Annotated in this window: 25 protein-coding genes and 2 pseudogenes; 13 read left to right on the top strand and 14 right to left on the bottom strand. The window is 72.3% G+C overall.

What is annotated here, in order from left to right; genetic code table 11:
- The first annotated feature begins 275 nt into the window (after positions 1-275).
- Positions 276-1,352: a sigma factor-like helix-turn-helix DNA-binding protein gene (locus PGH47_RS22415; protein WP_271664922.1), complete on the top strand. Its 1,077-nt coding sequence runs from the start codon at positions 276-278 to the stop codon at positions 1,350-1,352.
- Entirely contained in the window at positions 1,349-3,082 is a 1,734-nt protein-coding gene (locus PGH47_RS22410) for a transglycosylase domain-containing protein (RefSeq protein ID WP_271664921.1), read from the top strand. Before PGH47_RS22415 ends, PGH47_RS22410 begins: the two co-directional genes overlap by 4 nt.
- A 367-nt stretch (positions 3,083-3,449) precedes the next feature.
- Here PGH47_RS22410 and PGH47_RS22405 read toward each other — a convergent pair whose 3' ends face one another.
- Positions 3,450-4,802, bottom strand: coding sequence for an MFS transporter (locus tag PGH47_RS22405; RefSeq protein WP_271664920.1), 1,353 nt, complete (start codon positions 4,800-4,802; stop codon positions 3,450-3,452).
- 217 nt (positions 4,803-5,019) lie between these two features.
- Here PGH47_RS22405 and PGH47_RS22400 point away from each other — a divergent pair, with 217 nt between their 5' ends.
- Together PGH47_RS22400 and PGH47_RS22395 are read left to right on the top strand one after the other, a co-directional pair.
- Positions 5,020-5,199 (top strand): hypothetical protein, encoded by a 180-nt coding sequence (locus PGH47_RS22400; RefSeq protein ID WP_271664919.1) that lies wholly within the window; start codon positions 5,020-5,022, stop codon positions 5,197-5,199.
- A 79-nt stretch (positions 5,200-5,278) separates the two neighbouring features.
- The gene (locus tag PGH47_RS22395; protein WP_271664918.1) at positions 5,279-6,313 is read left to right on the top strand and encodes a Ppx/GppA phosphatase family protein; all 1,035 of its coding nucleotides are present in this window, start codon (positions 5,279-5,281) and stop codon (positions 6,311-6,313) included.
- Positions 6,314-6,318: 5 nt separating this feature from the next.
- Here the strand turns inward: PGH47_RS22395 and PGH47_RS22390 are convergent.
- Positions 6,319-6,705, bottom strand: a pseudogene (locus PGH47_RS22390) (dihydrofolate reductase family protein); the annotation flags it as partial.
- Between the two features lie 15 nt (positions 6,706-6,720).
- Positions 6,721-7,491, bottom strand: coding sequence for an SDR family NAD(P)-dependent oxidoreductase (locus PGH47_RS22385; RefSeq protein ID WP_271664917.1), 771 nt, complete (start codon positions 7,489-7,491; stop codon positions 6,721-6,723).
- A 100-nt stretch (positions 7,492-7,591) separates the two neighbouring features.
- Here PGH47_RS22385 and PGH47_RS22380 point away from each other — a divergent pair, with 100 nt between their 5' ends.
- Positions 7,592-8,200: a TetR/AcrR family transcriptional regulator gene (locus PGH47_RS22380; protein ID WP_271664916.1), complete on the top strand. Its 609-nt coding sequence runs from the start codon at positions 7,592-7,594 to the stop codon at positions 8,198-8,200.
- A gap of 33 nt (positions 8,201-8,233) precedes the next feature.
- On the opposite strand, the gene PGH47_RS22375 is transcribed toward PGH47_RS22380, so the two are convergent.
- Genes PGH47_RS22375 through PGH47_RS22365 form a run of 3 tightly spaced genes read right to left on the bottom strand, consistent with a single transcriptional unit; the run spans position 8,234 to position 10,105 of the window.
- Positions 8,234-8,788, bottom strand: a complete 555-nt coding sequence (locus PGH47_RS22375) for a CGNR zinc finger domain-containing protein (protein WP_271664915.1) — start codon at positions 8,786-8,788, stop codon at positions 8,234-8,236.
- A gap of 46 nt (positions 8,789-8,834) precedes the next feature.
- Entirely contained in the window at positions 8,835-9,029 is a 195-nt protein-coding gene (locus PGH47_RS22370) for a hypothetical protein (RefSeq protein WP_271664914.1), read from the bottom strand.
- A gap of 26 nt (positions 9,030-9,055) precedes the next feature.
- Positions 9,056-10,105 carry an alpha/beta fold hydrolase gene (locus tag PGH47_RS22365; RefSeq protein ID WP_271664913.1) on the bottom strand — a complete coding sequence of 350 codons (1,050 nt, stop codon included), beginning with the start codon at positions 10,103-10,105 and terminating at the stop codon, positions 9,056-9,058.
- A gap of 190 nt (positions 10,106-10,295) precedes the next feature.
- Here PGH47_RS22365 and PGH47_RS22360 point away from each other — a divergent pair, with 190 nt between their 5' ends.
- From PGH47_RS22360 to PGH47_RS22340, 5 genes and pseudogenes are all read left to right on the top strand, one after another.
- On the top strand, positions 10,296-10,721 hold the full coding sequence (locus PGH47_RS22360; RefSeq protein ID WP_271664912.1) for an organic hydroperoxide resistance protein: 426 nt from the start codon (positions 10,296-10,298) through the stop codon (positions 10,719-10,721).
- Between the two features lie 98 nt (positions 10,722-10,819).
- Positions 10,820-10,975, top strand: a pseudogene (locus tag PGH47_RS22355) (Asp-tRNA(Asn)/Glu-tRNA(Gln) amidotransferase GatCAB subunit A); the annotation flags it as partial.
- A gap of 63 nt (positions 10,976-11,038) precedes the next feature.
- Positions 11,039-11,599, top strand: a complete 561-nt coding sequence (locus PGH47_RS22350; RefSeq protein ID WP_443048616.1) for a TetR/AcrR family transcriptional regulator — start codon at positions 11,039-11,041, stop codon at positions 11,597-11,599.
- A gap of 85 nt (positions 11,600-11,684) precedes the next feature.
- Positions 11,685-12,005, top strand: a complete 321-nt coding sequence (locus tag PGH47_RS22345; RefSeq protein WP_093866284.1) for a GYD domain-containing protein — start codon at positions 11,685-11,687, stop codon at positions 12,003-12,005.
- A gap of 132 nt (positions 12,006-12,137) precedes the next feature.
- Positions 12,138-12,707 (top strand): tellurite resistance TerB family protein, encoded by a 570-nt coding sequence (locus tag PGH47_RS22340; RefSeq protein WP_107905318.1) that lies wholly within the window; start codon positions 12,138-12,140, stop codon positions 12,705-12,707.
- An 83-nt stretch (positions 12,708-12,790) separates the two neighbouring features.
- Here PGH47_RS22340 and PGH47_RS22335 read toward each other — a convergent pair whose 3' ends face one another.
- From PGH47_RS22335 to PGH47_RS22315, 5 genes are all read right to left on the bottom strand, one after another.
- On the bottom strand, positions 12,791-13,444 hold the full coding sequence (locus tag PGH47_RS22335) for a class I SAM-dependent methyltransferase (RefSeq protein WP_271664910.1): 654 nt from the start codon (positions 13,442-13,444) through the stop codon (positions 12,791-12,793).
- 76 nt (positions 13,445-13,520) lie between these two features.
- On the bottom strand, positions 13,521-14,021 hold the full coding sequence (locus PGH47_RS22330) for a hypothetical protein (RefSeq protein ID WP_271664909.1): 501 nt from the start codon (positions 14,019-14,021) through the stop codon (positions 13,521-13,523).
- 249 nt (positions 14,022-14,270) lie between these two features.
- Positions 14,271-14,564: a DUF6415 family natural product biosynthesis protein gene (locus PGH47_RS22325; RefSeq protein WP_271664908.1), complete on the bottom strand. Its 294-nt coding sequence runs from the start codon at positions 14,562-14,564 to the stop codon at positions 14,271-14,273.
- Entirely contained in the window at positions 14,561-14,758 is a 198-nt protein-coding gene (locus PGH47_RS22320) for a hypothetical protein (protein ID WP_271664907.1), read from the bottom strand. Before PGH47_RS22320 ends, PGH47_RS22325 begins: the two co-directional genes overlap by 4 nt.
- A gap of 168 nt (positions 14,759-14,926) precedes the next feature.
- On the bottom strand, positions 14,927-15,646 hold the full coding sequence (locus PGH47_RS22315) for a GntR family transcriptional regulator (RefSeq protein WP_271664906.1): 720 nt from the start codon (positions 15,644-15,646) through the stop codon (positions 14,927-14,929).
- Positions 15,647-15,703: 57 nt separating this feature from the next.
- Between PGH47_RS22315 and PGH47_RS22310 the strand changes: the two genes are divergently transcribed.
- From PGH47_RS22310 to PGH47_RS22300, 3 genes are all read left to right on the top strand, one after another.
- The gene (locus PGH47_RS22310) at positions 15,704-16,537 is read left to right on the top strand and encodes a class I SAM-dependent methyltransferase (protein ID WP_271664905.1); all 834 of its coding nucleotides are present in this window, start codon (positions 15,704-15,706) and stop codon (positions 16,535-16,537) included.
- A 227-nt stretch (positions 16,538-16,764) separates the two neighbouring features.
- Positions 16,765-17,421 (top strand): RNA polymerase sigma factor, encoded by a 657-nt coding sequence (locus tag PGH47_RS22305; protein WP_125529020.1) that lies wholly within the window; start codon positions 16,765-16,767, stop codon positions 17,419-17,421.
- Positions 17,418-18,518: a CU044_5270 family protein gene (locus PGH47_RS22300; protein ID WP_271664904.1), complete on the top strand. Its 1,101-nt coding sequence runs from the start codon at positions 17,418-17,420 to the stop codon at positions 18,516-18,518. Before PGH47_RS22305 ends, PGH47_RS22300 begins: the two co-directional genes overlap by 4 nt.
- Positions 18,519-18,551: 33 nt before the next feature.
- On the opposite strand, the gene PGH47_RS22295 is transcribed toward PGH47_RS22300, so the two are convergent.
- From PGH47_RS22295 to PGH47_RS22285, 3 genes are all read right to left on the bottom strand, one after another.
- Positions 18,552-19,070: a universal stress protein gene (locus PGH47_RS22295; protein WP_271664903.1), complete on the bottom strand. Its 519-nt coding sequence runs from the start codon at positions 19,068-19,070 to the stop codon at positions 18,552-18,554.
- A gap of 4 nt (positions 19,071-19,074) precedes the next feature.
- A complete protein-coding gene (locus PGH47_RS22290) occupies positions 19,075-20,334 on the bottom strand; it encodes an SLC13 family permease (protein WP_271668122.1) in 1,260 nt (419 codons plus the stop codon).
- Between the two features lie 154 nt (positions 20,335-20,488).
- Complete coding sequence (locus tag PGH47_RS22285; protein WP_271664902.1) at positions 20,489-21,508, bottom strand: phosphotransferase family protein; 1,020 nt, start codon at positions 21,506-21,508, stop codon at positions 20,489-20,491.
- Positions 21,509-21,529 lie beyond the last annotated feature (21 nt).

Raw genomic sequence — 21,529 nt, 5'->3', positions numbered from 1 at the left:
TCTCGTGCAACCCGGCCACCTCCGCCGTGCGTACAGGTCCCGTAGGTCGCTCCATCCACTCAGGTCGCACCACGCGAGACAACAACCCCACCAGGAAGACGGCGCACACGGGTTCCCGGCTCCCTCTTCCGCAGGCGGTGTTGGCCACATCCGCGGCGTTGCCGGCCCGACGGCTGCTCAACCTACCGGGACGGGCGGGCACTTGCCCGTGCCGACCAGGCCGCACGCCCGTGCGTGCGGCCACGACCGTGTTCCCGGACCGAAGGACCCCCCACGTGCCCCCGACCCACGACGTACTCCCCGCCGGCCATGACTTCGCCGCCTACGCCCGCGCCCACTGGCCCCGGCTGGTGGTGACCGCGCGGCTGCTCACCGACGACTCCGCCGCGGCTCGGGAACTGGTGCGGAGAACGCTGGCGCGGATGAGCGCGTCCTGGCGCCGGGTGCCCCGCGACGACGTGGACTTCCACGTCCGGCGCGCTCTGGTGCGGGGCCATCTGCGCCGGCTGCGCGGACGGCGGGCCGCGCGGCGGCGGACCGTGCTGGTGCTGCGGTTCTGGGAGGGGCTGACGGACGCGGAGATCGCGCAGCTGCTGGGCTGCTCGGTGGGCGCGGTGCGGGCCCAGGTCCGGTACGGGCTGCGGGCGGCCGGCGCCGACGCGGGACGGCTGCGCGAGGTGTACGCCCGTGCCGCCGAGGACGTCGTCCCGGGCGAGGTGCCGCTGACGGAAGCCCAGGCGCGAGGCAGGGTGCTGGGGCGCCGCCGCCTGGCCGTGGCCGCGGTCGCGTGCACTGCGGTCCTCGTGCCCGGCGCGCTGTTCGCCGCCGACCGGATCGGCGCCGGCATGGAGCAGGACGGGGCGTACGGGGTGCGGGACGAGGGCGGGGCGGCGAGTCCGGTGCGGGTCGTGGCGCCGGGCGAGCGGGTGACCGCCGGTGACGGCGTGCGGGTGTGGCTGACGGCCGACGGCGCGCACTGGGCGGTGCCCGTCCCCACCGTCGGCCCCGGCGGACAGGACGACACCGGCGTACCGCGCGACGAACCCGGCGTCTCGCTGCGGATGGACGGCGTCAGAGGCGGATTCCTGCTGTCGGGCGTCTTCTACGGGCTGGACGGCGAACCGGACCGCGTCGAGGTCAGAACCGGCGACCGCAGGAGCACCGCGAAGGTCCTTGTCCTGGCGGGCAGTCCGGGCTGGGGCCTGTGGTACGCGAGCGCGCCCGTGTCCGACGACGACATGAAAGCGGTCCTCTCCCTCGGCAGGGGCGGCAGCGACGAGCGGATCGTCACGGTGTACGACGCCTCCGGCAAGGTCGCCGCCCGCTCGGCCCGTGAGTGGTGGCGGATATGAACGAGACGACGACACCGCAGTCCCCGTCCGGCGGGCGGCACCGTGAGCGCACCCCGCTGCGGATCAGGTTCCGGCGCACCCGGGGCAGGCGGCTGCGCCGGCTGCTGTACGCCTTCCTCGCCCTGGTCGCGCTGCTGTGCGCGTCGGCCGTCGTGGCGTACCAGCTGACGACCATTCCGAAGCCGCACCCCGAGACCGTCACCCAGAGCACCGTGTTCCTCGACTCCGGCGGCGACTATCTGGGCCGGCGCGGGCCGGTCGACCGGCAGGACGTCCCGCTGTCCGCGGTGCCCCGGCATGTGCAGGAGGCGGTGATCGCCGCGGAGAACCGGTCCTTCCGGACCGACCGGGGGATCTCACCGCGGGCCATCGCCCGGGCCGCGCTGGCCACGCTGACCGGCGGCGACCAGCAGGGCGGCTCCACCATCACCCAGCAGTACGTGAAGAACGCCCTGCTCAGCCCGGAGCGTTCGCTGACCCGCAAGGCCCGCGAGGCGCTCATCGCGATCAAGCTGGACCGCACCCGCGGCAAGGACGAGATCCTTGAGGGCTATCTCAACACCGTGTACTTCGGGCGGGGCGCGGCCGGGATCCAGTCCGCCGCGCGCAACTACTTCGGCGTGGACGCCGAGGACCTGACCATCGCGCAGGGCGCGGCGCTGGCGTCCATCGTCAACATCCCGTCGTACTACGAGAAGGCGGGCTCCGACACGAAGGTCACCACCAAGCTGGCGGACCGCTGGGAGTGGGTGCTCGACGCGATGGTGGCGAGCGGCGCGATCACCGCGAAGCAGCGGGCCGAGGCCCGGTTCCCGGCGTTCCGGTTCTATCCGCCGGGCGAGACGGAGGGGCAGCGGCAGTATCTGATCGACGTCGCCGCGAAGGAGGCCGCCGACCGGCTCGGCATCACCGAGGACCAGCTCGCGAGCGGCGGCTACAACGTGACGACCACCTTCGACCTGGCCCTCCAGGACCGCGCCACACAGCTGGCGCAGGACCGTCCCGGCGGCGAGCGGGGGGTGCGGGTGCACACCGCCGTGGTGGGGATGGTGCCCGGCGACGGCGCGGTACGGCTGCTGTACGGAGGCTCGGACTATGCCCGCCAGCCCTTCAACGACGCGGTGAGCGGGGCGGTGGAGGGCGGCACCGCCCTGGAGCCGTTCGGCAGGGTGAAGGTGGGCGACCCGCTGGGCCGGCTGCTGCGGACGGCGGCGCCCACGCCGCTGAACCTGGCCTCGGCGTACGCGACGGTCGCGGCGGACGGCCGGTACGCCGCCCCGTACACCGTCTCGCGCATCACGCGGGAGGGCCGCACCGTCTACCGGGCCCGGCCCGAGGTGTCGCGGGTGCTGGACGAGAAGGAGGTGTTCCTGGCCGGCCTGCGGACGGGGGACGGGGCCACGCCGGTCGCCGTCGGCGCGAAGCCGGGCGCCGGCTCCGTTCCGGTGGGGCCGGCGGTCTTCACCACCGGCGGGGCGGGCGGCGGCTCCACCCGGCGGACCGTGTGGACCACCGGCTACGACCCCCGGCTCGCTCTGACCGTCAGCCTGTTCGCCGACCGGGCGGGCCCCCGGAAGGGCACGACCGTCCCGGCCCAGCTGCCGAACGACCCGCCGCCGACGGAGTTCGCGGAGCAGGTGGCCACGGGGGTCTGGGAGGCGGCGACCGAGGGCGGGGCGAAGGACGCTGCCGCGCAGGACGTGCGGGACGGGGCGGCGAAGGGGGAGTGACCCGGGAAAGGGCAGCGGCCGGGGAGAGTGACCCCGGCAGGAGCGGCGGCCGGTGGGGAGTCGCGCAAGGGGCGGCAGCCGGAGAGAAGTGTCGCGGCAGGAGCGGCGGCCGGTGGGGAGTCGCGCAAGAGGCGGCAGCCGGAGAGAAGTGTCGCGGCAGGAGCGGCGGCCGGTGGGGAGTCGCGCAAGAGGCGGCAGCCGGAGGGAAGTGTCGCGGCAGGAGCGGCGGCCGGTGGGGAGTCGCGCAAGGGGCGGCAGCCGGAGGGAAGTGTCGCGGGAGGTGCGGCGGCCAGGGGAAGTGTGTCGGGGGGCGGCGGCCGGAGGGAGAGTGCCCCGGACCGGGCGCTCCCTCCGACCACCACCCGTGTCACGACCCGGCGTTGGCCGTCACGGGTGCGGGAGCCGTCGTGCCGCCACGGCCGAACCTGCGGGCCGCCGGGACCAGGCAGATCGCGAGCGCGCCGCCGAGTCCGGCCAGGGCGAAGGTGGTGAAGCCCCAGCTCTCGTTGCCGCTCGCGGCGAGCTCGCCGATCAGCCAGGGGCCGACGACGGCTCCGGTACGGCCGACGCCGGTGACCCAGCCGAGGCCCGCGGACCGCTCGCTGTCGCGGTAGACGGTGTTGGTGGCGGCGTAGACCATGACCTGCGCGCTGAACAGCCAGACACCGGTGACGGCGACGACGAGGTAGGTCACGCCGAGCGGCAGGTGGGCCTTGAGCAGCAGGGCGCCGGCGGCGGTCAGGAGGAACCAGATCGCCGACACGCGTACGGCGCCGAACCGGTCGGCGACCCGGCCCGCGATCAGCAGGCCGACGATGCCGCCCGCGTTGATGACCATCAGGAAGCTGACGGAGGAGTTCAGGCCGTAGCCGGAGGCCCGCATCATCTGCGGCAGCCAGGTGCTGATGCCGTAGACCAGCAGCAGTCCGCAGAAGGACGCCAGCCACAGCAGCGGGGTCGCCCAGCGCGACTCGGGCCGGAAGAGTTCCCGTACGGCGGCGAGCCTGCCCGCCGCGCCGGCGGCCGGGGCGGCGACCTCGGTGGGCCGGGGCAGCCCGAAGCGGTCGGCGACGGCGTCGGCCTTGTCCCGCTCGCCGCGCGCCAGCAGCACACCCGGCGACTCCGGCAGCAGCCGCAGCAGCAGCGGTACGGCGACGAGGGCCGGGAGCACGCCGGCCCAGAACACCCAGCGCCAGCCGGCGGCCGGGGCGAGGGTCAGGCCGAGGCCGGTCGCCGCCATGCCGCCGAAGTGGTACGACGTCATGAGCAGGCCGGTGGTCAGGGCCGCCCGGCGCGGCGGCGCGAACTCCAGGACCATGGCCAGGCACAGCGGCATGAGCCCGCCGAGGCCGAGTCCGGAGACGAAGCGTCCGGCGCCGAAGAGGCCGATGTCGCCGGCCATCGCGCACAGCGCGGACCCGGCGGAGAACAGGCTCACGCTGGCGACCAGCATCAGCCGGCGGCCGAGCCAGTCGGTGAGGTTTCCGGCGGTGAGGGCGCCGATGAGCATGCCGAACGTGGTCCAGCTGCCGATGGTGCCCGCGCTGTCCGGGGTCAGTCCGAGGCCGGTGTCGTCGAGCATGTGCGGCATGACGGCGCCGTAGATGTTGACGTCCATGCCGTCGAAGAACACGGCCAGCCAGCACAGGGCCAGGACCGGGAACACGGTGCGGAAGGTGTGCGGGGGACGGGGCGCGGGAGGTGTGAGGGAGCGGGACATCAGCGTCCTTGTTCGCTAGGTGAAGTTTCTTTCGTAGACGACGGACCATGAGTCTCGGGTCGGGGCTGCCGGGTGTCAACGGTGCTGCACGGGTTGACAGCAGTCGGACAGCGGAGGGCGGTGACCGGATGTTTTGCGACCCGCGCCGAGGGGAACCCGCCCCCGCGTCATCGGGGCCGAACCGGCCCCTTCGCACTGAGAGAGAAGTTGAAGCGCCGTGACCGCGCCGACCGTGAAGAGAGATGTCCTGCACGTGCCCGAGACGGGCTGGACGAAGGCGGCCCGTCGCCGGCAGGGCAAGGCGATACGCACCTGCCTCGCACCCGTCGAGGACCGCGGTTCCTCGCGCTCGGCCCGTTCGAGTGCCGAGTGGAACATCGTCCGGGGTGAGGACTGAGGGCATCGAGGGACACCGCTCGGGGCGCGACATCCCGTTGACGGTGCATCAGATAGGCCGTCCGGGGTACGCCGGAGCCATGAGAATAAGTGTGCTGGACGCCGGTTCCAACACGGTCAGACTGGCCGTGTGCGACGTCGGGGACGGGGTGCCGCTTCCGGTGCACACCGCCAAGTGGAAGCTGCGGCTGTCCGAACAGGTCGGCGCCGACGGCTGCCTCGGCGAAGAGGCCACGGACCGTCTGGTCAAGGCGCTCCGCGCGGCCTGTGAGATGTCCCGGCAGTGGGACGCCCCCGAACCGCTGGCGTTCGCGACCGCCGTGGTGCGCGACGCACCCGACCGGGCGGACGTCCTGACAGCCGTGCACAGCCGCACCGGCCTGCCCCTGCGCGTACTGCCGGGCGAGGCGGAGGCCCGGCTGACGTTCCTGGGCGCCCGGCGCTGGATGGGCTGGCGCTCCGGCCCGCTCGCGCTGTTCGACATCGGCGGCGGCTCCCTCGAAGTGGCCTTCGGCCGGGGCCGGACGCCGGACTTCGCGGCCTCGCTGCCACTGGGCGCCAACCGGCTCACCAACGAGTTCTTCGGCTCCGCGGACCCGCCCTCGCAGGCCGACATGGCCGCCGTGCGCCGCAAGGTGCGCCACCAGCTGCGGGACGTCTCCGCCCGGATCCGCTGGGAGCATCCGCACACCGCCGTCGCTACCTCCCGCACCTTCCAGCAACTGGCGCGGCTGTGCGGCGCAGCTCCCGGCCGGCACGGTCCGTTCGTCGAACGCGCCGTGCGCCGGCAGGATCTGCGCCGGGCGATCGAGCAGTTGTCCGGGCTGACCGCCGACGAGCGGGCCGCGCTGCCCGGCATCTCCGGCCCGCGGTCCCGGCAGAGCCTGGCCGGCGCGATCATCGGCCACGCCGCGATGAAGCTGAGCGCCGTGAAGTCCCTGATGATCTGCCCGTGGGCCCTGCGCGAGGGCATCCTCCTGCGCTACCTGGAGGACGGCGCCGACTGGTGGGCCGACCTGGACCGCCACGACGGCACGCGCCCCCACCTGGACGCCCTGCCGACGGGCACCGCCACCCGCCCGCTGCGGGTGGCGGTCCCGTCGGCGATGACCTGAGGACTTCAGCCGCGCACGAAGCGGTACTTGAGGTGCGTGGCGAGGGGAGTCGCCTCCACCCTGACCGGCTCCAGGTCGCGGCGGCCGGGGCCGAGCCCCTCGAACAGCCGTAGGCCCTCGCCGAGGAGTGCGGGTACGACGTGCATCTGGAGTTCGTCGATGAGGCCCGCCGCGAGGTACTGCCGTACGGTGCCCGCGCCGCCCGCGATGTCGACGTTGCGGTCCCCGGCCGCGGCCCTCGCCCGGTCGAGGGCGTCGTGGATGCCGTCGGTGACGAAGGTGAAGGCGGTGCCGCCCTCCTTCACGAGGGTGGGGCGGGGGCGGTGGGTGAGGACGAACACCGGGGTGCGGAAGGGCGGGTTGTCGCCCCAGAACTCCTCACCGGTGTCGTACTTCGGGTCCGCGCGCTAAGCGGCGATGACGGCGACCCCGGTCCTGCCGCCGTCCACGTCCACCACGGTCCCGTGCACGAAGGCCGACTCGTCGCCGGCCAGCCAGACCGCGGCGTGCGCGACGGCGGCCGGGGTGCCGACGCCGCCGGCCGGGGTGCCCTTCATCATGACCTCGCCGGGGTGGGGCTCGCCGCCCTCCGGCGCCGGGGGCAGGATCACGCCGGGCGAGATGGCGTTCACCCGCACGCCCAGCGGGCCGAACTCCGCGGCCCAGGCCCGGGTCAGCGTCTCCACGGCCCCCTTGGTGGAGCTGTACAGGGAACCCAGGGGCACGCCCAGGCGCGCGATCCACGAGCCGAGATTGATGATCACCCCGCCGCCCGCCTCCGTCATGGCCGGGACGACGGCGGCCGTGAGGAAGAAGGGCGCCTTGACGTTCACGCCGTAGACCCGGTCGAACGTCTCCTCGTCGGTGCCCGCGGTGTCCGGGGCCGGGTAGACGCCCGCGTTGTTGACCAGGACGTCGATGCGTCCGCCGAGCACGGCGCGGGCCCGCTCGGCCAGGTCCCGGGACGCCTCCGCGCTGCCGTCGAGGTCCGCCGCGACGAAGTCGGCCCGGCCGCCGGAGGTCCGGATCCCCTCGACGACCTGCGCTCCCCGCCGCTCGTTGCGGCCGGACACGAGGACATGGGCCCCCTCGGCGGCGAACGCCTCGGCGATCGCCTGCCCGATGTTGCTGGTCGACCCCGTGACCAGGGCCGTCTTGTTCCGCAGTCGTTCACTCATGGCGAGCTCTCCTTGCCTGGCGGTGTACGTGCGGACCAACAGTGCGTCGTGGAAAATGGACCGGCAAGTCCAGAAAGAGGGAGCCAGGAGGCTGAGCGGAATGACGGACACACTGACCGCGAAAGGCCGGGCCACCCGGGCCCGCATCGTCGAGGGGGCGGCCGAGGTGCTGCGCGAGCACGGCGTCGCCTTCACCACGCTCGACGACATCCGCGACCGCACGGGCACCAGCAAGAGCCAGCTCTTCCACTACTTCCCCGACGGCAAGGACCAACTGCTGCTGGCGGTGGCCCGGTTCGAGGCGGACCGCGTCCTTGCGGACCAGCAGCCGCACCTCGGGGAGCTGGACTCGTGGGAGTCCTGGCAGCGCTGGCGGGACGTGGTCGTGGAGCGTTACGAACTCCAGGGCGACCACTGCCCGTTGGGCTCGCTGTTCCTCCAGGTCGGGCGCTCCCGCCCGGGTGCGCGGGCGATCGTCACGGAGCTGATGCGGCAGTGGCAGCGGCAGCTCGCGGACGGCATCCGCGCACTCCGGGCGAACGGCCTGGTGTCACCGGCACTCGATGTGGACCGCACGGCCGCGGCGCTGCTCGCGGGCATCCAGGGCGGCGTGACGATCATGATGTCCACCGGCGACTCGACCCACCTCAGGGCGGCGCTGGACAACGCCATCGCGCAGTTGAGGGCGAGTGCGGCGCCGCAGGGCTGAGCGGGCTCGGCGCTGCCGCGGGCCGAGGGGGGATCAGTCGACCGGCGCAGTCTTCTTTCGGGCGCGGTAGGCAGCCGCCTTGATCTTGTTACCGCAGGACTCCATCCCGCACCACTGCCGGCGCATGCCGCGCGAGCGGTCGATGTAGGTGCGGGTGCACTCCGGGTTGCCGCACTCCTTGAGCAGGGGCACGTCCGGGCCGCTCAGCAGCTCGACGGCGTGCCGGGCCACCAGCGACAGGGCCTCCTCCGGCGTCGCCTGCGTCCACCGCCCCGACGGGGTGAGCTGCGGCACCGCGGGCGGCTTGCGGGCCGCGTTGTTGACGACGGTCAGCGCGGCACCGTCGTACTCCTCACCGACCCGGCGGGCGGTGATCAGCCCGTAGACGGCCTCCCGTACGGCCCTCGCCTGCTCGACGTCGGCCTCCCGGCCCGGGGAGACCGCGTCGACGAGGCCCGACTCCACGTACCATGCGTTCAGCCTGTCCGGCGTCACGAACATCTCGAAACGCACCGTACGGCGTGCCCTGAGCGTCGCCGCGAAGTCGAGGGCCGGGTTGCCGCAGACGAAGACATGGTCGAGATTCACATCACCATTCTGACCGGTGACCGCCCTCCCGGGCAACCACTGCCGCTCACAGGCCCAGATCGACGGCGAGGCAGGAGTAGAACCTCCAGGACCCCTCCGGGTCGTGCGTGTACCGCGCCGGGTCGTCCGGCGTGGCCTCCTTCTCCTCGACCATGTCCTCGTAGCGGATCCGCTCGGGCAGCGCGCCGAACCGTGCCCGGCGCGCCGCCGAGGCGTTGTCCATGCCGTTCGTGTTCTCCATGACCGGACTCCCTTCCAGTTCCTGAATCACTTGCCCAGCAGGTGATCCGCGTCGATGACGGCCTGAGCGAAGGCGGCGGGTGCCTCCTGGGGCACGTTGTGGCCGACGCCCGCGAGGGTGCGGTGCTCGTACGCGCCGGTGAACCGGTCCCGGTACGAGGCGCCGTCGCCCGGCGCGGTGAAGGGGTCGCGCTCGGCGTCGAGGGTGACGGTGGGCACCCCGATGACCGGCCGGGCGGCGAGCCGCTTCTCCAGTGCGTCGTAGCGGCGCTCGCCGTCGGCGAGGCTCAGCCGCCAGCGGTAGTTGTGGATGACGATCGCCGCATAGTCGGGGTTGTCGAAGGCCGCGGCGGTGCGCTCGAAGGTGGCGTCGTCGAAGTCCCAGGTCGGGGAGACGGTGTCCCAGACGAGCCGGGTGAGGTCGCGGCGCAGGTCCTTGTCCTGCATGGCGAGCCGGCCGCGCTCGGTGGCGAAGTAGTACTGGTACCACCAGGCGTACTCGGCCTTCGCCGCCAGCGGATTCAGGTTCGCCTCCCGGTTGGTGACGAGGTACCCGCTCACCGACACCAGCGCCTTGCAGCGTTCGGGCCACAGCGCGGCCACGATGTCGGCGGTGCGCGAGCCCCAGTCGAAGCCGGCCAGTACCGCCTTCTCGATCTTCAGGGCGTCCATCAGGGCGATGACGTCGAGGGCGATGGCCGACTGCTGGGCGTTGCGGAACGTCCGGGCGGAGCGGAACCGCGTCGTGCCGTGCCCGCGCAGATACGGGACGATCACTCGATACCCCTGCGCGGCCAGCAGCGGGGCCACATCCACATAGCTGTGGATGTCGTACGGCCACCCGTGCAGACAGATGACGACGGGACCGTGCGCGGGGCCCGACTCGGCATGGCCGACGTCCAGCAGACCGGCCCTGACCTGCTTCAGCCGGGGGAAGCCGGTGTGCGCGGCGGGGGTGCCGAGGGGCGCGCCGGATGCGGCGGACGCGGTCTGCGCACTCCCCAGCCCGGCCGATGACACGGCGGCCGCGCCCGTAGCGAACCCGAGTGCCTTGCCGAAGCTACGCCTGCTGATCATGCGGGTCCTCCAAGGGGTGCGTGTACCGGCTGATGTGACGACTGACTTTCACACGCGATTTCGTCACCAGTCAAGACGGTGACGAATTTTGAGGATCGATGGCAAATCCTGCTGGGCATGCGCTAGCTTGATCTAACATCACCGCTTGAACCGGTGACGCACCAATCAACTTACGAGATGGAGATCAGTCATGGCCGTCAGCTACACAGCCGTGGTGAACGTCGACGGAGAGGGCCGCAACGGGGGCCGCGTCCGCTCGGAGGACGGGATCCTTCAGACGACGCTGGCCATACCGAAGGAGTTCGGCGGCGCCGGCAACGCCACCAACCCGGAGCAGTTGTTCGCGGCGGGCTGGGCGGCCTGTTTCCTGGGTGCCGTGCGCCGCGCCGCCGCCGAGCGCAAGGTGCGGCTGACGAGCACCGCCATCACCGCCGAGGTCACCCTGCACCACGGCGACGACGGCGAGTTCGGCCTGGCCGCCGTACTGAACCTCGAACTCGGCGGCGTGGACCGGGAGACCGCCGGCGAGCTGGGCGCGGCGGCGCACCAGATCTGCCCGTACTCCAAGGCGACCCGCGGGAACATCCCGGTCACGATCAACGCGACGGCGGTCTGACCGGGTCCGTCCGCTGCCGTCGGCTGCACGGACGGCGCGACGGGCAGCAGTCGGCAGCCGCCGCCCACGGTCACGCGGCCGGCCGTGGGCGGCGGGAAGTGGGTGCCGAGAACGTGCCGGTCGGCCACGACCGGGCCGGGATGCCGATAGGGATGCAGCTTCTCGGGCACCCGCTCGGGGAGGCGCTGCTGCTGCGGGTGGGGCACGCGTACGAGCGGACGAGGCCCGCCCCTGAGCTCGCGCCGGTGGCCTGAACAAGGGCCGGAATCTAGGCCGGAAAAAAGTCGTTCGAGGTGGAGACGATGGCTCGCAGACAGATGGTGCGCCCGGGCGGGCGCAGCGCCCGGGTCCAGGCATCGGTCCACACCGCCGTACGCGAACTGGAGTCCGAGGTGGGGCGCGACGCCCTGACCGTGCCGCTCGTCGCCCAGCGCGCCGGAGTGACCCCGTCGACGATCTACCGCCGCTGGGGCGACCTGAACGAACTCCTCTCGGACGTCGCCGTCGAGCGGCTGCGCCCGGAGACGACGCCGCGGGAGCACGGCGACCTGCCGTCCGACCTGGCGGCCTGGGCCGAGCAGTTCCTGGACGAGATGGCCTCCCCCACGGGCCGCGCCCACATCCGCGACGCCCTGCTCGGCGACCCGGACGGCGGCAACGCGGGCCGGTGCTCCGCCTACGCGGCCGAGCAGATCGACGTCATCGTCGGCCGCGCGAAGGACCGCGGGGAGGACACCCCCGACGTCGAGACGGTGATCGACAGCGTCGTGGCGCCCCTGATGTACCGCGTCCTGTTCCGCCCCGACGGGCTGGACGCCGCCTACGCCCGTGACCTGGTGACGGGGGTCCTGGAAAGAGGTGCGGCTGCCAACGGGTGAACCTGACGGGCGGGCGGTGGCGGCCGGTCCGGGAGCGGGAAGGCCCTTGCGCATACCGGACCAGCGACGGGCAGGGAGCGTCCCGATGCCGAAGTTCCTCATCCAGGCGACCTACACGTCCGAGGGCACCAAGGGGCTGCTCAAGGAGGGCGCGAGCGGCCGCCGCGCCGCCGTGGACCAGGTCGTCAGCGGCCTCGGCGGCAAGGTCGAGGCCATGTACTTCGCGTTCGGGCAGGACGACCTCGTCATGATCATCGACTTCCCCGACCCGGTGTCCATGGCCGCCGTCAGCCTCACCGTCAAGGCCAGCGGAGCCCTCCACACCCGGGCCACGCCACTGCTCACCGTCGACGAGATCGACGAGGCGTCCCGCCGCCAGGTCGCGTTCCGCGCGCCGGGGTCGTAGAGCCGCCGCCTCCTGCGGCCGGACGGCGTCGGGACGGGGTGGAACTCCTGGGGCGGGGCGGACGTTGGCGGGATGACACGCGAAGCGCACGAGGACTACCGGAACGACCGGGCTGAAGCCGAGGTGGCACTGATGGCGATGTGGGATCGGATCAAGGACCAGGCCAAGGGGCTGCAGCAGCAGGCCCAGGGCGCACGGGGAGCCGGTGGACACGGGCGGCCCGGGACGGGCTCCGGCGGACACGGACGATCGGGCGGCGGATCCAAGGCCCAGCTGGTCAGCACGCTGAAGTCCCAGCTCACCTCGCTCAAGACGGAGCTGAAGAGCGGCGCCTACCGTGACGCCAGCATGGCGATGTGCGCCCTGGTCGCCGCCGCCGACGGGAACGTGGACCCGGCCGAGCGGCAGCACGTGGAGTCGCTGATCCTGAACAACGACGTCCTGCAGAACTTCCCGTCCGAGCAGCTGCGCCAGCGGTTCAACAAGCACGTCGACCAGATGTCCTTCAACTTCCAGCAGGGCAAGGCCGAGGCCCTCCAGGAGATCGCCAAGGCCGCGAAGAAGCCCACGGAGGCCCGCGCGGTCGTACAGACCGGCTTCGTCGTGGCGGGCGCGGACGGCTACATCGCCCCGGCCGAGGAACAGGTCCTGCGCGAGGCATGCTCGGTACTCGGCCTCCCCACCCAGGAGTTCGGCCTCTGACACACGGGCCCTTCGTCCACTGACACACCGGCCGCGGCGGCGAATGGCTGCCGCGGCCGTGCCTGGCAATCGTCCTCGGTGCGCTAGGCCCGGGCGCGCACGATCAGCGTGCCGATGTGCCCTTCCTTCGGGGCGTCCAGCACTACGGCTTCGGCCGTGGCGAAGCCGGCGCTCAGCAGGTGCCGCTCCCACACCCGGGGCTTGTGGCTGTAGCGGTACGTGAACATCGCCTTCCCGGCAAAGCCACCCTTGTACATGCCCTGAGGCCCGTACGCTCCGGGAATCGCCGGCGGCTGGGAGAACACGAAACGGCCCCCAGGGGTAAGCCGGGCTCGTACGAGAGGGAAGAGGCGGCCCGGGTCGGTGAACCAGGCCGCCCCGAAGATCGAGTACACGGCGTCAAAGGTCTCCTCGCACGCGGCGAGCCACTCCAGGACCTCGCCGCGGTCGAACGTCGCGCCGGTGCGGGCCCACCTCTCGCTGGTCTTCTTCACCATGACCGGGGACAGATCGACACCATGGGCCCGGACCCCTTGCTGGGCCAGGTGTGCAAGTGCCCGCCCGGTGCCGCACCCGATCTCGAGAACCCGGCGCGGGCTGCCGAGCAGTTCCGGCCCGGGTCCGTGCCCGGCGTACTGGGTCCAGCAGAACACCGGCTCGGCGTCGTCCTTAAAAGCGGACTCGGCGAAGGCGTCCCAGAGTTCCGTCTCGGCTGCGATGTCGTGCGGTACGGGCACAGCGTGTTCCTCTGCGTGGTGTCGGCCGCGGGCCCCGCCCTCCAGGGAATGCGAGGGCGGGGGTGACTGTAGTGGCTCAGTGACTGTCAGGGACCTTGTTGCCGCAGGGCGAGCAGTCGACACCGTCGATGGCCCACAGCTCCTCGTCGACGGCGAAGCCGATCGACTTCAGGTAGTCCGCGGTTCGCAGGCACAAGCCGTCGCGACGACGCGCGATGAAGGGCGCGTGGTGCTTGTAGGCGCCCTCGTTGTACAGACGGCAGATGCCCCACCACACGGGTGTGTCGAGGATCAGCTGATGGACGCCGATGTCGACGAGCTTGCCGACGCCGAGGTGAACCTCGGGATGTTCCATGCAGCCGACGGTGTACATGACGGCGTTGCCGAGGATCCGCTCGGCCATGTCGCGCACCATGGTGTGGTCCCGCAGCAACAACGCGATCTCGCGGTCCCACAGACTCATGCCGGAGTCGAAGACGTTGAGCGTCAGCTCCGAGATGTGCGGCGCGACGGCGTTGAGAAGTTCCTGTGGATCCCGCGTATCGGTGCTCGCGGGTAGTTCGAGTGCGACGGTCATGGACCATCCCTTCTGGGTTGTCGTGCCGTACGAAGACCCGCCCCAGGCTCGGCCCGCCCAGGGCGATGACTGGAGGCGGGAGTTGTGGAACCCGTACCGCCGAGACTGTGGTCCCCCGGCGGAACGGGTGTATCGGTGCGACCCTGACCCGGTGGTCGCCACGGGGCCCTTGCGCCGGGCAGGCGGCGAGGTGTCAGCGGCGGGGACGCCCTGTGCTTGCGCACGAGGCGTGGATGCGGCCGGACCGCTTCACGCGCTCCGTCTCGCCGTGCAGGCCCGCCTCTTCCGGCTCGTGCAGCCGCGCTCTCGCTCTCGTACGGCGACCGACGCGACGCGCACGGACACGTCGCCCAGGGGCAGGCTCGCCGCGAGCGCCTCGATCGCCGGGATCAGCTGCCGAAGGAAGCCGGCGAGGTCCTGGTCCCAGAGCTTCAGCGTCTCGTGCCGCGGCAACGTCCGCTGGTCGAGGAACCAGGACACCGCGGCGCGCATCGCGGCAGGGCCGCGCGCCGGGGTGTCCGTGTCCTCATGGGCGGTGCTCACCGGGTCACCACCGGCTGTTCCGTCCGGCAGCGGGAGCCTGCGCAGGGCAGGGTCCGGGACATCAGTGGAGGTTCGGTGTCGTGCAGGATTTCCACGGTGCCCCGGTCCTCGGTCACGGCGCCGAAACGGTTGACGGTGCACACCCGCAGCGTCATCTTGACCCCGTAATCTCGCGGGACAGTAGCGTTCGTCATGTCGACCTGCTCTCTCAGGTTGGCCACGCCCCGGGACCGTGCCAGCGGTCGCCGGGGCCCGCGTTTTCCACAGCCGGGCACAGCGCGACCGCAGACGCGGCCGACGAGCACGGCACAACCAGAGACTGGACCGGTGGACCGGTCCAGTCAAGCGAATCGAGAGAGGTACTACACCATCGGGTACGTCTCGGTTTCCTCGAACACATGCGCCGCAGTAACGCCCTCCTCGCACACCAGCGGACGTCCACCCTGGTCATACGCCGTGTGCAGCACGACAGAGACGGCAACCGGCTGGTCCACGTCGAGCAGCCGCGCCTCCTCCGCGGCAGCCAGTCGCACCGTCTTGACGTCAACGCCTTCCAAAGGAGAGCGGCCCGTTTCACGCCGCACGTAGTGGGTCGTTCCCTCGGCGATCGGGCCCGCCATGGCCAGCCGGGGAGCGGCATCCGCGATATCCGGTGGGAACCAGGCGGTGACCAGCGTGCCCGGAGTTCCGTCGTCCAGCAGGACCAACCGCGCCCGGCGCAATGCGGTCGCGCCGGCGCTCAGCCCAAGGACGTCTCTCACATGGTCCGGCGGCACGACCCGGTCGGGTACGCCCAGCCGCCGAAAAGGCGCGCCGCCCGACACCCGGGCGGAGCCTGCCCGGCGCCCACCGGCAGGCCGCGCGACCGGTGTCTCCGCCACGATGAAGCCCGCGCCCTGGCGCGCGACGACAAGGCCGTCATTGCGGAGCACGTCGTACGCCTTGACCACGGTCGCCCTGGACACATTCCACTGTTCTGCCAGGTCACGGCCGGACGGCAGCAGTTCGCCGGGACCGAACTCACCGCCCGCGATCCGGGTCCGCAGGTCCTCGGCAATCTGCTCGTACTTGAGCAACGACATCGGTGCGCACTTCCGATCACTGGACTGGTCCACCGGTAAGCCCCCAGAATGCCCTCCATGACGAGCCCCGAGGTAGCTCCGGAGATCGTGAGGTTCTACACCGAGACCATCGACGAGGCCCAGCGGCTGAGCAAGACGGCTGACGGCCGGCTCGAGATGGTGCGCACGCAGGAACTGCTCCGCCGGTACCTGCCTCCGCCGCCCGCCCGCGTCCTCGACATCGGCGGCGGACCCGGGACTCACGCGCGATGGCTGGTCGAGGCCGGTTACGCCTTGCACCTCGTCGACCCGATCGCCCGACACATCGAGCAGGCCGAGCAGACAGGCGCCACCGTCGAACTCGGCGATGCCCGCCGGCTCACCGCCGAAGACGCCTCCTACGACGTCGTGCTCATGCTGGGCCCGCTCTATCACCTTCTTGAGCGCGCCGACCGCGACCAGGCCCTTGCCGAGGCCCATCGCGTGCTCAAGCCGGGCGGCGTACTGGCCGCAGCCGGCATCAACCGGTACTCGAGCCTGTTCGAGCACGCCGCTTACGCGCACCTGCACACCGAGGCGATGCGCAGGAGCATCGGCGGCATCCTCGCCGCCCAGATTCACGACGGGAAGAAGGCGTTCACCGCTGCCTACTTCCACAGCGGCGAGCAACTGCGCGACGAGGTGGCCGCGGCGGGCTTCGACGCCGCCGCGGTGTTCGGCATCGAGGGCCCGGCCTGGTCCATGCTCGCCGCGGCCGAACGAAACACCGGTGACGACTTCCGGAACTCCGCGCTCTTCGAATCGGCGCTCACCGCGGCCCGCATGGCTGAGCCTTATCCGGAGCTGCTGGCGGCAAGCTCTCACCTGCTGGCCGTCGGGCGGCGCCCCGCCGACGCCGAAGGAGCGACATGACCCCCGTCGCCGTCACCGGGCACATGGACCTGACCGCGGACACCGTCCTGGAGGCACGCGACGCCGGTCTCCCCGTGGACGTCATGTGGCCTGACGGCCCTGCGCGCCGGGCCTGAGGCCCTGGCTCCGGAGCCCCCGATCGAGCGCCCGGGATGGATACCAGCTGTGACCCAGATCACGGGAAGTCGGCCCGTGGTGCCGGACAGCTCATTGAAGTGAGCACTCATATGCGAACCCGGGTACGGGCCGGGGAATCGAGCGCGTTCGCGGAGCTCTTCGACAGCTACGCCCGTGCGGTGTACAACCATGCCTTCCGGCTGACCGCCGACTGGTCCGTGGCCGAGGACGTGATGGCCGCGACCTTCCTGGAGGCATGGCGGCTTCGGGACCGGGTGGACGCCGAGGGCGGGTCGCTGCGGCCCTGGCTGCTGGGCATCGCCACCAACACGGCCCGCAACCAGTACCGCAGCAACCGGCGTTACCGGGCCGCCGCCAACGCCGCCGCGGCGGCGGAGCTTTCGGTGCCCGACCACGCCGACGAGGTCGCCGACCGGGTCGACGACCGGCACCGGCTGACGCTCGCCCTGTCCGCCCTCGCCAAGCTGCGCAGACCCGAACGCGAGGTCGTCACGCTCTGTCTGGGCGAGGGACTGGACTACGAGGCCGCCGCGCTGGCGCTGGGGATCCCCGTCGGCACGGTGGCCTCCCGGCTGTCCCGGGCCCGCAAGAAGCTGCGCGCACACGCCGAGGACGCGGCGGCCCGCCCCGCGGCCGGGACGCCGTACGAAAAAGTTCGTGGAAATCGGGAAGGCGGCAGGCCCGCCCGACAGACAAGAGGTGATCACACGAGCGTGATCCGGCCCGCACAGGAGGGACACCGATGAACGCGAACACGCCCCGGCCGCACCCGGCCGACACCGACCGGAGCACCTCCGAACTGCTCTCGGGAACGGCGCGTGACCTGCCGTCGGGCCGCCACGAGTTCCACAAGGAGCGTCTGATGGCCCAGATCCACGACATGCAGCGCCCCGAGCGCACCGCGACGCCGGCACCCGCGCGGAAGCGCCGCCTGCGCCTCCCGCGCCCGGCGATCACGCTGCCCCTGACGGCGGTCGCCGTGGCCGCGGCGGTCGTCGCCGGGGTGTGGCAGACCGGCAGTGGCGGCGTCAGGGAGAGCGGCGTCGCCACCGGCCCCGCGCTGACGACGAAGATCGGCACGGCCACCACCAAGGGCGTGCCCCAGCTGATCGACCGGATCTCGCTGGCGGCGGCCGACACCTCCCACCCGGACGTCAAGCCGGGGCAGTTCATCTACATCGAGTCCAAGACCGCCGACAGTTTCGTGAAGCACGTCGGCGACGAGTCCAGCCTGGCCAGTCACGCCCTGCACACCCGTCAGGTGTGGGAGTCCGCCGACGGCACCGAGGGCTGGCTGATCGACCCCGCCGTCAACGACAGCTCCGAGGGCGAGACCCTGAGCCTGCCCGACGAGCAGGGCAACACCCCCGAGGCGACGCTGAACGCCCCCTCCTTCGACTACCTCGCCAAGCTCACCACCGACCCCGACGAGCTCCTCGCGAAGATCTACAAGGAGACCGAGGGGATGGGCAACACCCCCGACCAGCAGGCGTTCACCACCATCGGTGACCTGCTCATCGAGAGCTACCCGCCGGCGGACCTGTACCCGGCGCTGTTCAAGGCCGCCTCGAAGATCCCCGGTGTGGTCGTGGTCGACGACGCCGTGGACGCCGCCGGACGGCACGGCATCGCGGTGGCCCGGCTCGACGAGACCAGCGGCGAGCGCGAGGAGTGGATCTTCGACCGGAAGACCCATGTCTTCCTCGGTGAGCGCTCCGTCCAGGTCCGCAAGGGCACCGGCGACGACGCCCTGATCACGCCCGGCACGGTGCTGTTCACCAACGCGATCATGAAGCGGGCCGTGGTCGACGAGATGAAGCAGACCCCGTCGCAGGCGGGCTGACCCGCAACGCCCCTACCCCTGCCGCCCCTTCCCTCACCGGTGGTGCGGCGGCGGGGGCGGCATGGTCGTCAGGCCCGGGGCGGGCTCGGGCCACACCAGCAGCAGCGGGCAGGCCGCGTGGTCGACGACGAACCGGCTCGCGGGGCCGAGGCTGTGCGGGCCGAGGCGGGCACGGTCGCCGTCACGGGCCAGGACCAGCAGACCGGCGCCGTCCGTCGCGGCGACGACCTCACGCTCGACGCGGCCGGTGCGCTCGACGCGGGTGCAGGGCCTGCCCAGACGCTCGGCGGCCGCTTGCAGGAGGCTCTCGGCGGAGGCCGCGGCGAGGTGTTCGACGCGCGTGCCGGGATCACTCCCCCAGCCTTCGGCCGGGCGGTGCCCCATCGGGTGGCCGCGGCCCAGCAGCCCCGCGAACGCACCGTGCGCGGCGTCCGCGACATCGTGCCCCGTGACGTGCAGCAGGACGACCTCGGCGTCCTCGGGGGCGTGCGCACGCGCGGCGTCCACACAGGCGGGCCAGGTGCCCTCGACGACCCAGACGACCACCGCCATGGGATCAGCCTCCTCCGATCACGGCCAGTGAGGCCCACAGTGCCAGCACCGCGGCGCACAGGCTCGCCGGTACCGCGAACAGGCCGAGCCGCGTGAACTCCCGCAGTTCCACCTCCGCGTCATGGGCGTGCACGATACGCCGCCACAGCAGGGTCGCCAGCGATCCGGCGTAGGTGAGGTTGGGTCCGATGTTCACGCCGAGCAGCACGGCGAGTACGGCGCCGGGCCCGGAGCCGGAGGCCAGCGGCAGCAGCACCAGCACCGCCGGCAGATTGTTGATGACGTTCGCCAGTACGGCGGCCAGCGCGGCGATCCCGAACAGGGCCGCGAGCCCGGTGCCGTCGGGGATCAGCTTCCCGAGGGCCGTGTCGAGCCCGTTGTCCACGACCGCGCGGACCACGATCCCGAGCGCCAGCACGAAGGCCAGGAACGGCACCGACGCGGAACTCACCAGCGCCTTCGGCGTCGTACGGCGGCGCAGCAGCGCCCGCACCGCAAGCGCCGTCGCGCCGGCCAGCGCCGCCCAGGCCGGGTCGATGCCGAGGGCCGAGGTCAGCACGAACCCGGCGAGTGTGCCGGCCACCGTCAGCAGGGCGAACAGCGGCAGTTCGGGGGCGTCGCCGGTGGCCGGGGCCTGCGCTCCGGCGTCCAGGTCGGTGGCGAAGAAGCGGCGGAAGACGACGTACTCGACGGCGATCGCCGCCAGCCACGGCAGCGTCATCAGCGCGGCGAACCGGGTGAAGCTCAGCCCGCTGGCCGCGAACGCCAGCAGGTTCGTCAGATTGGACACCGGCAGCAGCAGGGAGGCCGTGTTCGACAGGTGGGTGCAGGCGTAGACGTGCGGTTTCGGGCGGGCGCCGAGTCGGGCCGCGGTGGCGAACACGACCGGGGTGAGCAGTACGACCGTGGCGTCCAGGCTCAGTACGGCGGTGATCGCCGACGCGGCGACGAAGACCTGCGCCAGCAGCCGGCGCGGCCGGCCCGCCGACGTACGCGCCATCCAGGCGCCGCACCACTGGAACAGCCCCTCGTCGTCGCAGAGTTGAGCCAGGACGAGTACGGCGGCGAGGAAGCCGATCACCGGTCCGAGCCGTTCGGCCTCGTCCAGCGCGTCGCCCACCGAGATCGCCCCGGTGGCCATCACCAGCGCCGCGGCCGGTACGGCGACCACGGCCTCCGGCCAGCCGAAGGGACGGACGACGGCACAGACCAGCACGAGCACGAGCATGGCCACGGACAGGGTCTCCGCGAGCGGGGTGTTCAGCGTCGGGTCCTTCCGGGCATTACGAGTCCTTGCGAGCGACGGCGGACGCCCCGCCGGTTGCTCTCGCCGCACGGTACTCCGTCGAGGTGAGCACACCTCTTACCCGAGCGCCGCCAACCCCCCGGTCGGCGGCTACCCCCCGAAGGTTTCGGCGCTACCCCAGCGCCCGCACCCCGGCAAGGTTGTCGTCGAGCGTGCGGCGGCAGTACGCGAGATGGTCGGAGCCGTAGCCGCGCGGGCCGCACTCCACGACCAGCAGCAGGCCCAGATACAGGTGGTACAGGGCCAGGCGGTGCCGCAGCGCGGGAGTGAAGTCGAGGGTGCCGCCGGCCTCGGTGTAGCCGGCGACCAGGTCGCTGTCCGGGCCGGTGGGGCCGCCGTAGGCCAGGGAGACCAGCTCGGCCGCCGGGTCTCCCCAGAAGGCCCGCTCGTGGTCGATGAGTCCGGTGATGCGGGGCCGCGCGTCACCGGCGTCCCCCGGCTGCCGTTCCGCGTCGCCGGGGACGTGGACGAAGATGTTGCCGGGCCACAGGTCGGAGTGGACCAGCCGGGGTTCGGTCACCTCGTCGAGCGCGTCGGCGCCCTCGGCGAGCAGGGTGCGGATGTCGGCGGGCGGCACGCCCAGCGGGGACCGCCAGCGCTCGGCGTCGTCCAGGAGCGCGTCGACCATGGCCGTGAAGGCGGTCCGCCAGTCCGGGGCGGACAGCGCGGACTCGGCGGCCGGGTAGCCGAACCGGCCGTCCTCGGGGGCCAGGGTGTGCAGCCGGGCGGCGACGGCGCCGAGTTCACGGCGCAGCGCCCGCTGCGTGGCCGCGGGCAACCCGTCGCCGGCCTTGTCCCACGGAGTGCCGTCCAGGACGGACACGGCGATGAACTCCGCGCCCGCGTGCAGCAGTTCGGGCGTCGGCACGCCACCGCCGGGCAGCCCCGCGATCCGGCGGTAGACCATGGCCTCCGTGGCGAGGATGCCGCGCTCGTAGCGCAGGACCGTGGTGTCCGGCAACGGGGCGACCTTCACGACGGCCCGGCGGCCGTCGTCGAGCCGGACGCGGTACGCCGTGTTGAACCAGCCGTCGGTCAGCTCGGCCTCCAGCCGACACCCGCTCCCGAGGGAACCGAGGAGCAGGGCGTCGAGGTCCTCGGGAGACAGGTGGCGCTTGGTCAGGCTCTGCATGGCGGCACGCTTTCGGACGGG

The sequence above is a fragment of the Streptomyces sp. HUAS 31 genome, assembly GCF_028198125.1.
Taxonomy (GTDB): domain Bacteria; phylum Actinomycetota; class Actinomycetes; order Streptomycetales; family Streptomycetaceae; genus Streptomyces; species Streptomyces chartreusis.
This window is presented reverse-complemented; position numbering and strand designations above follow the sequence as displayed.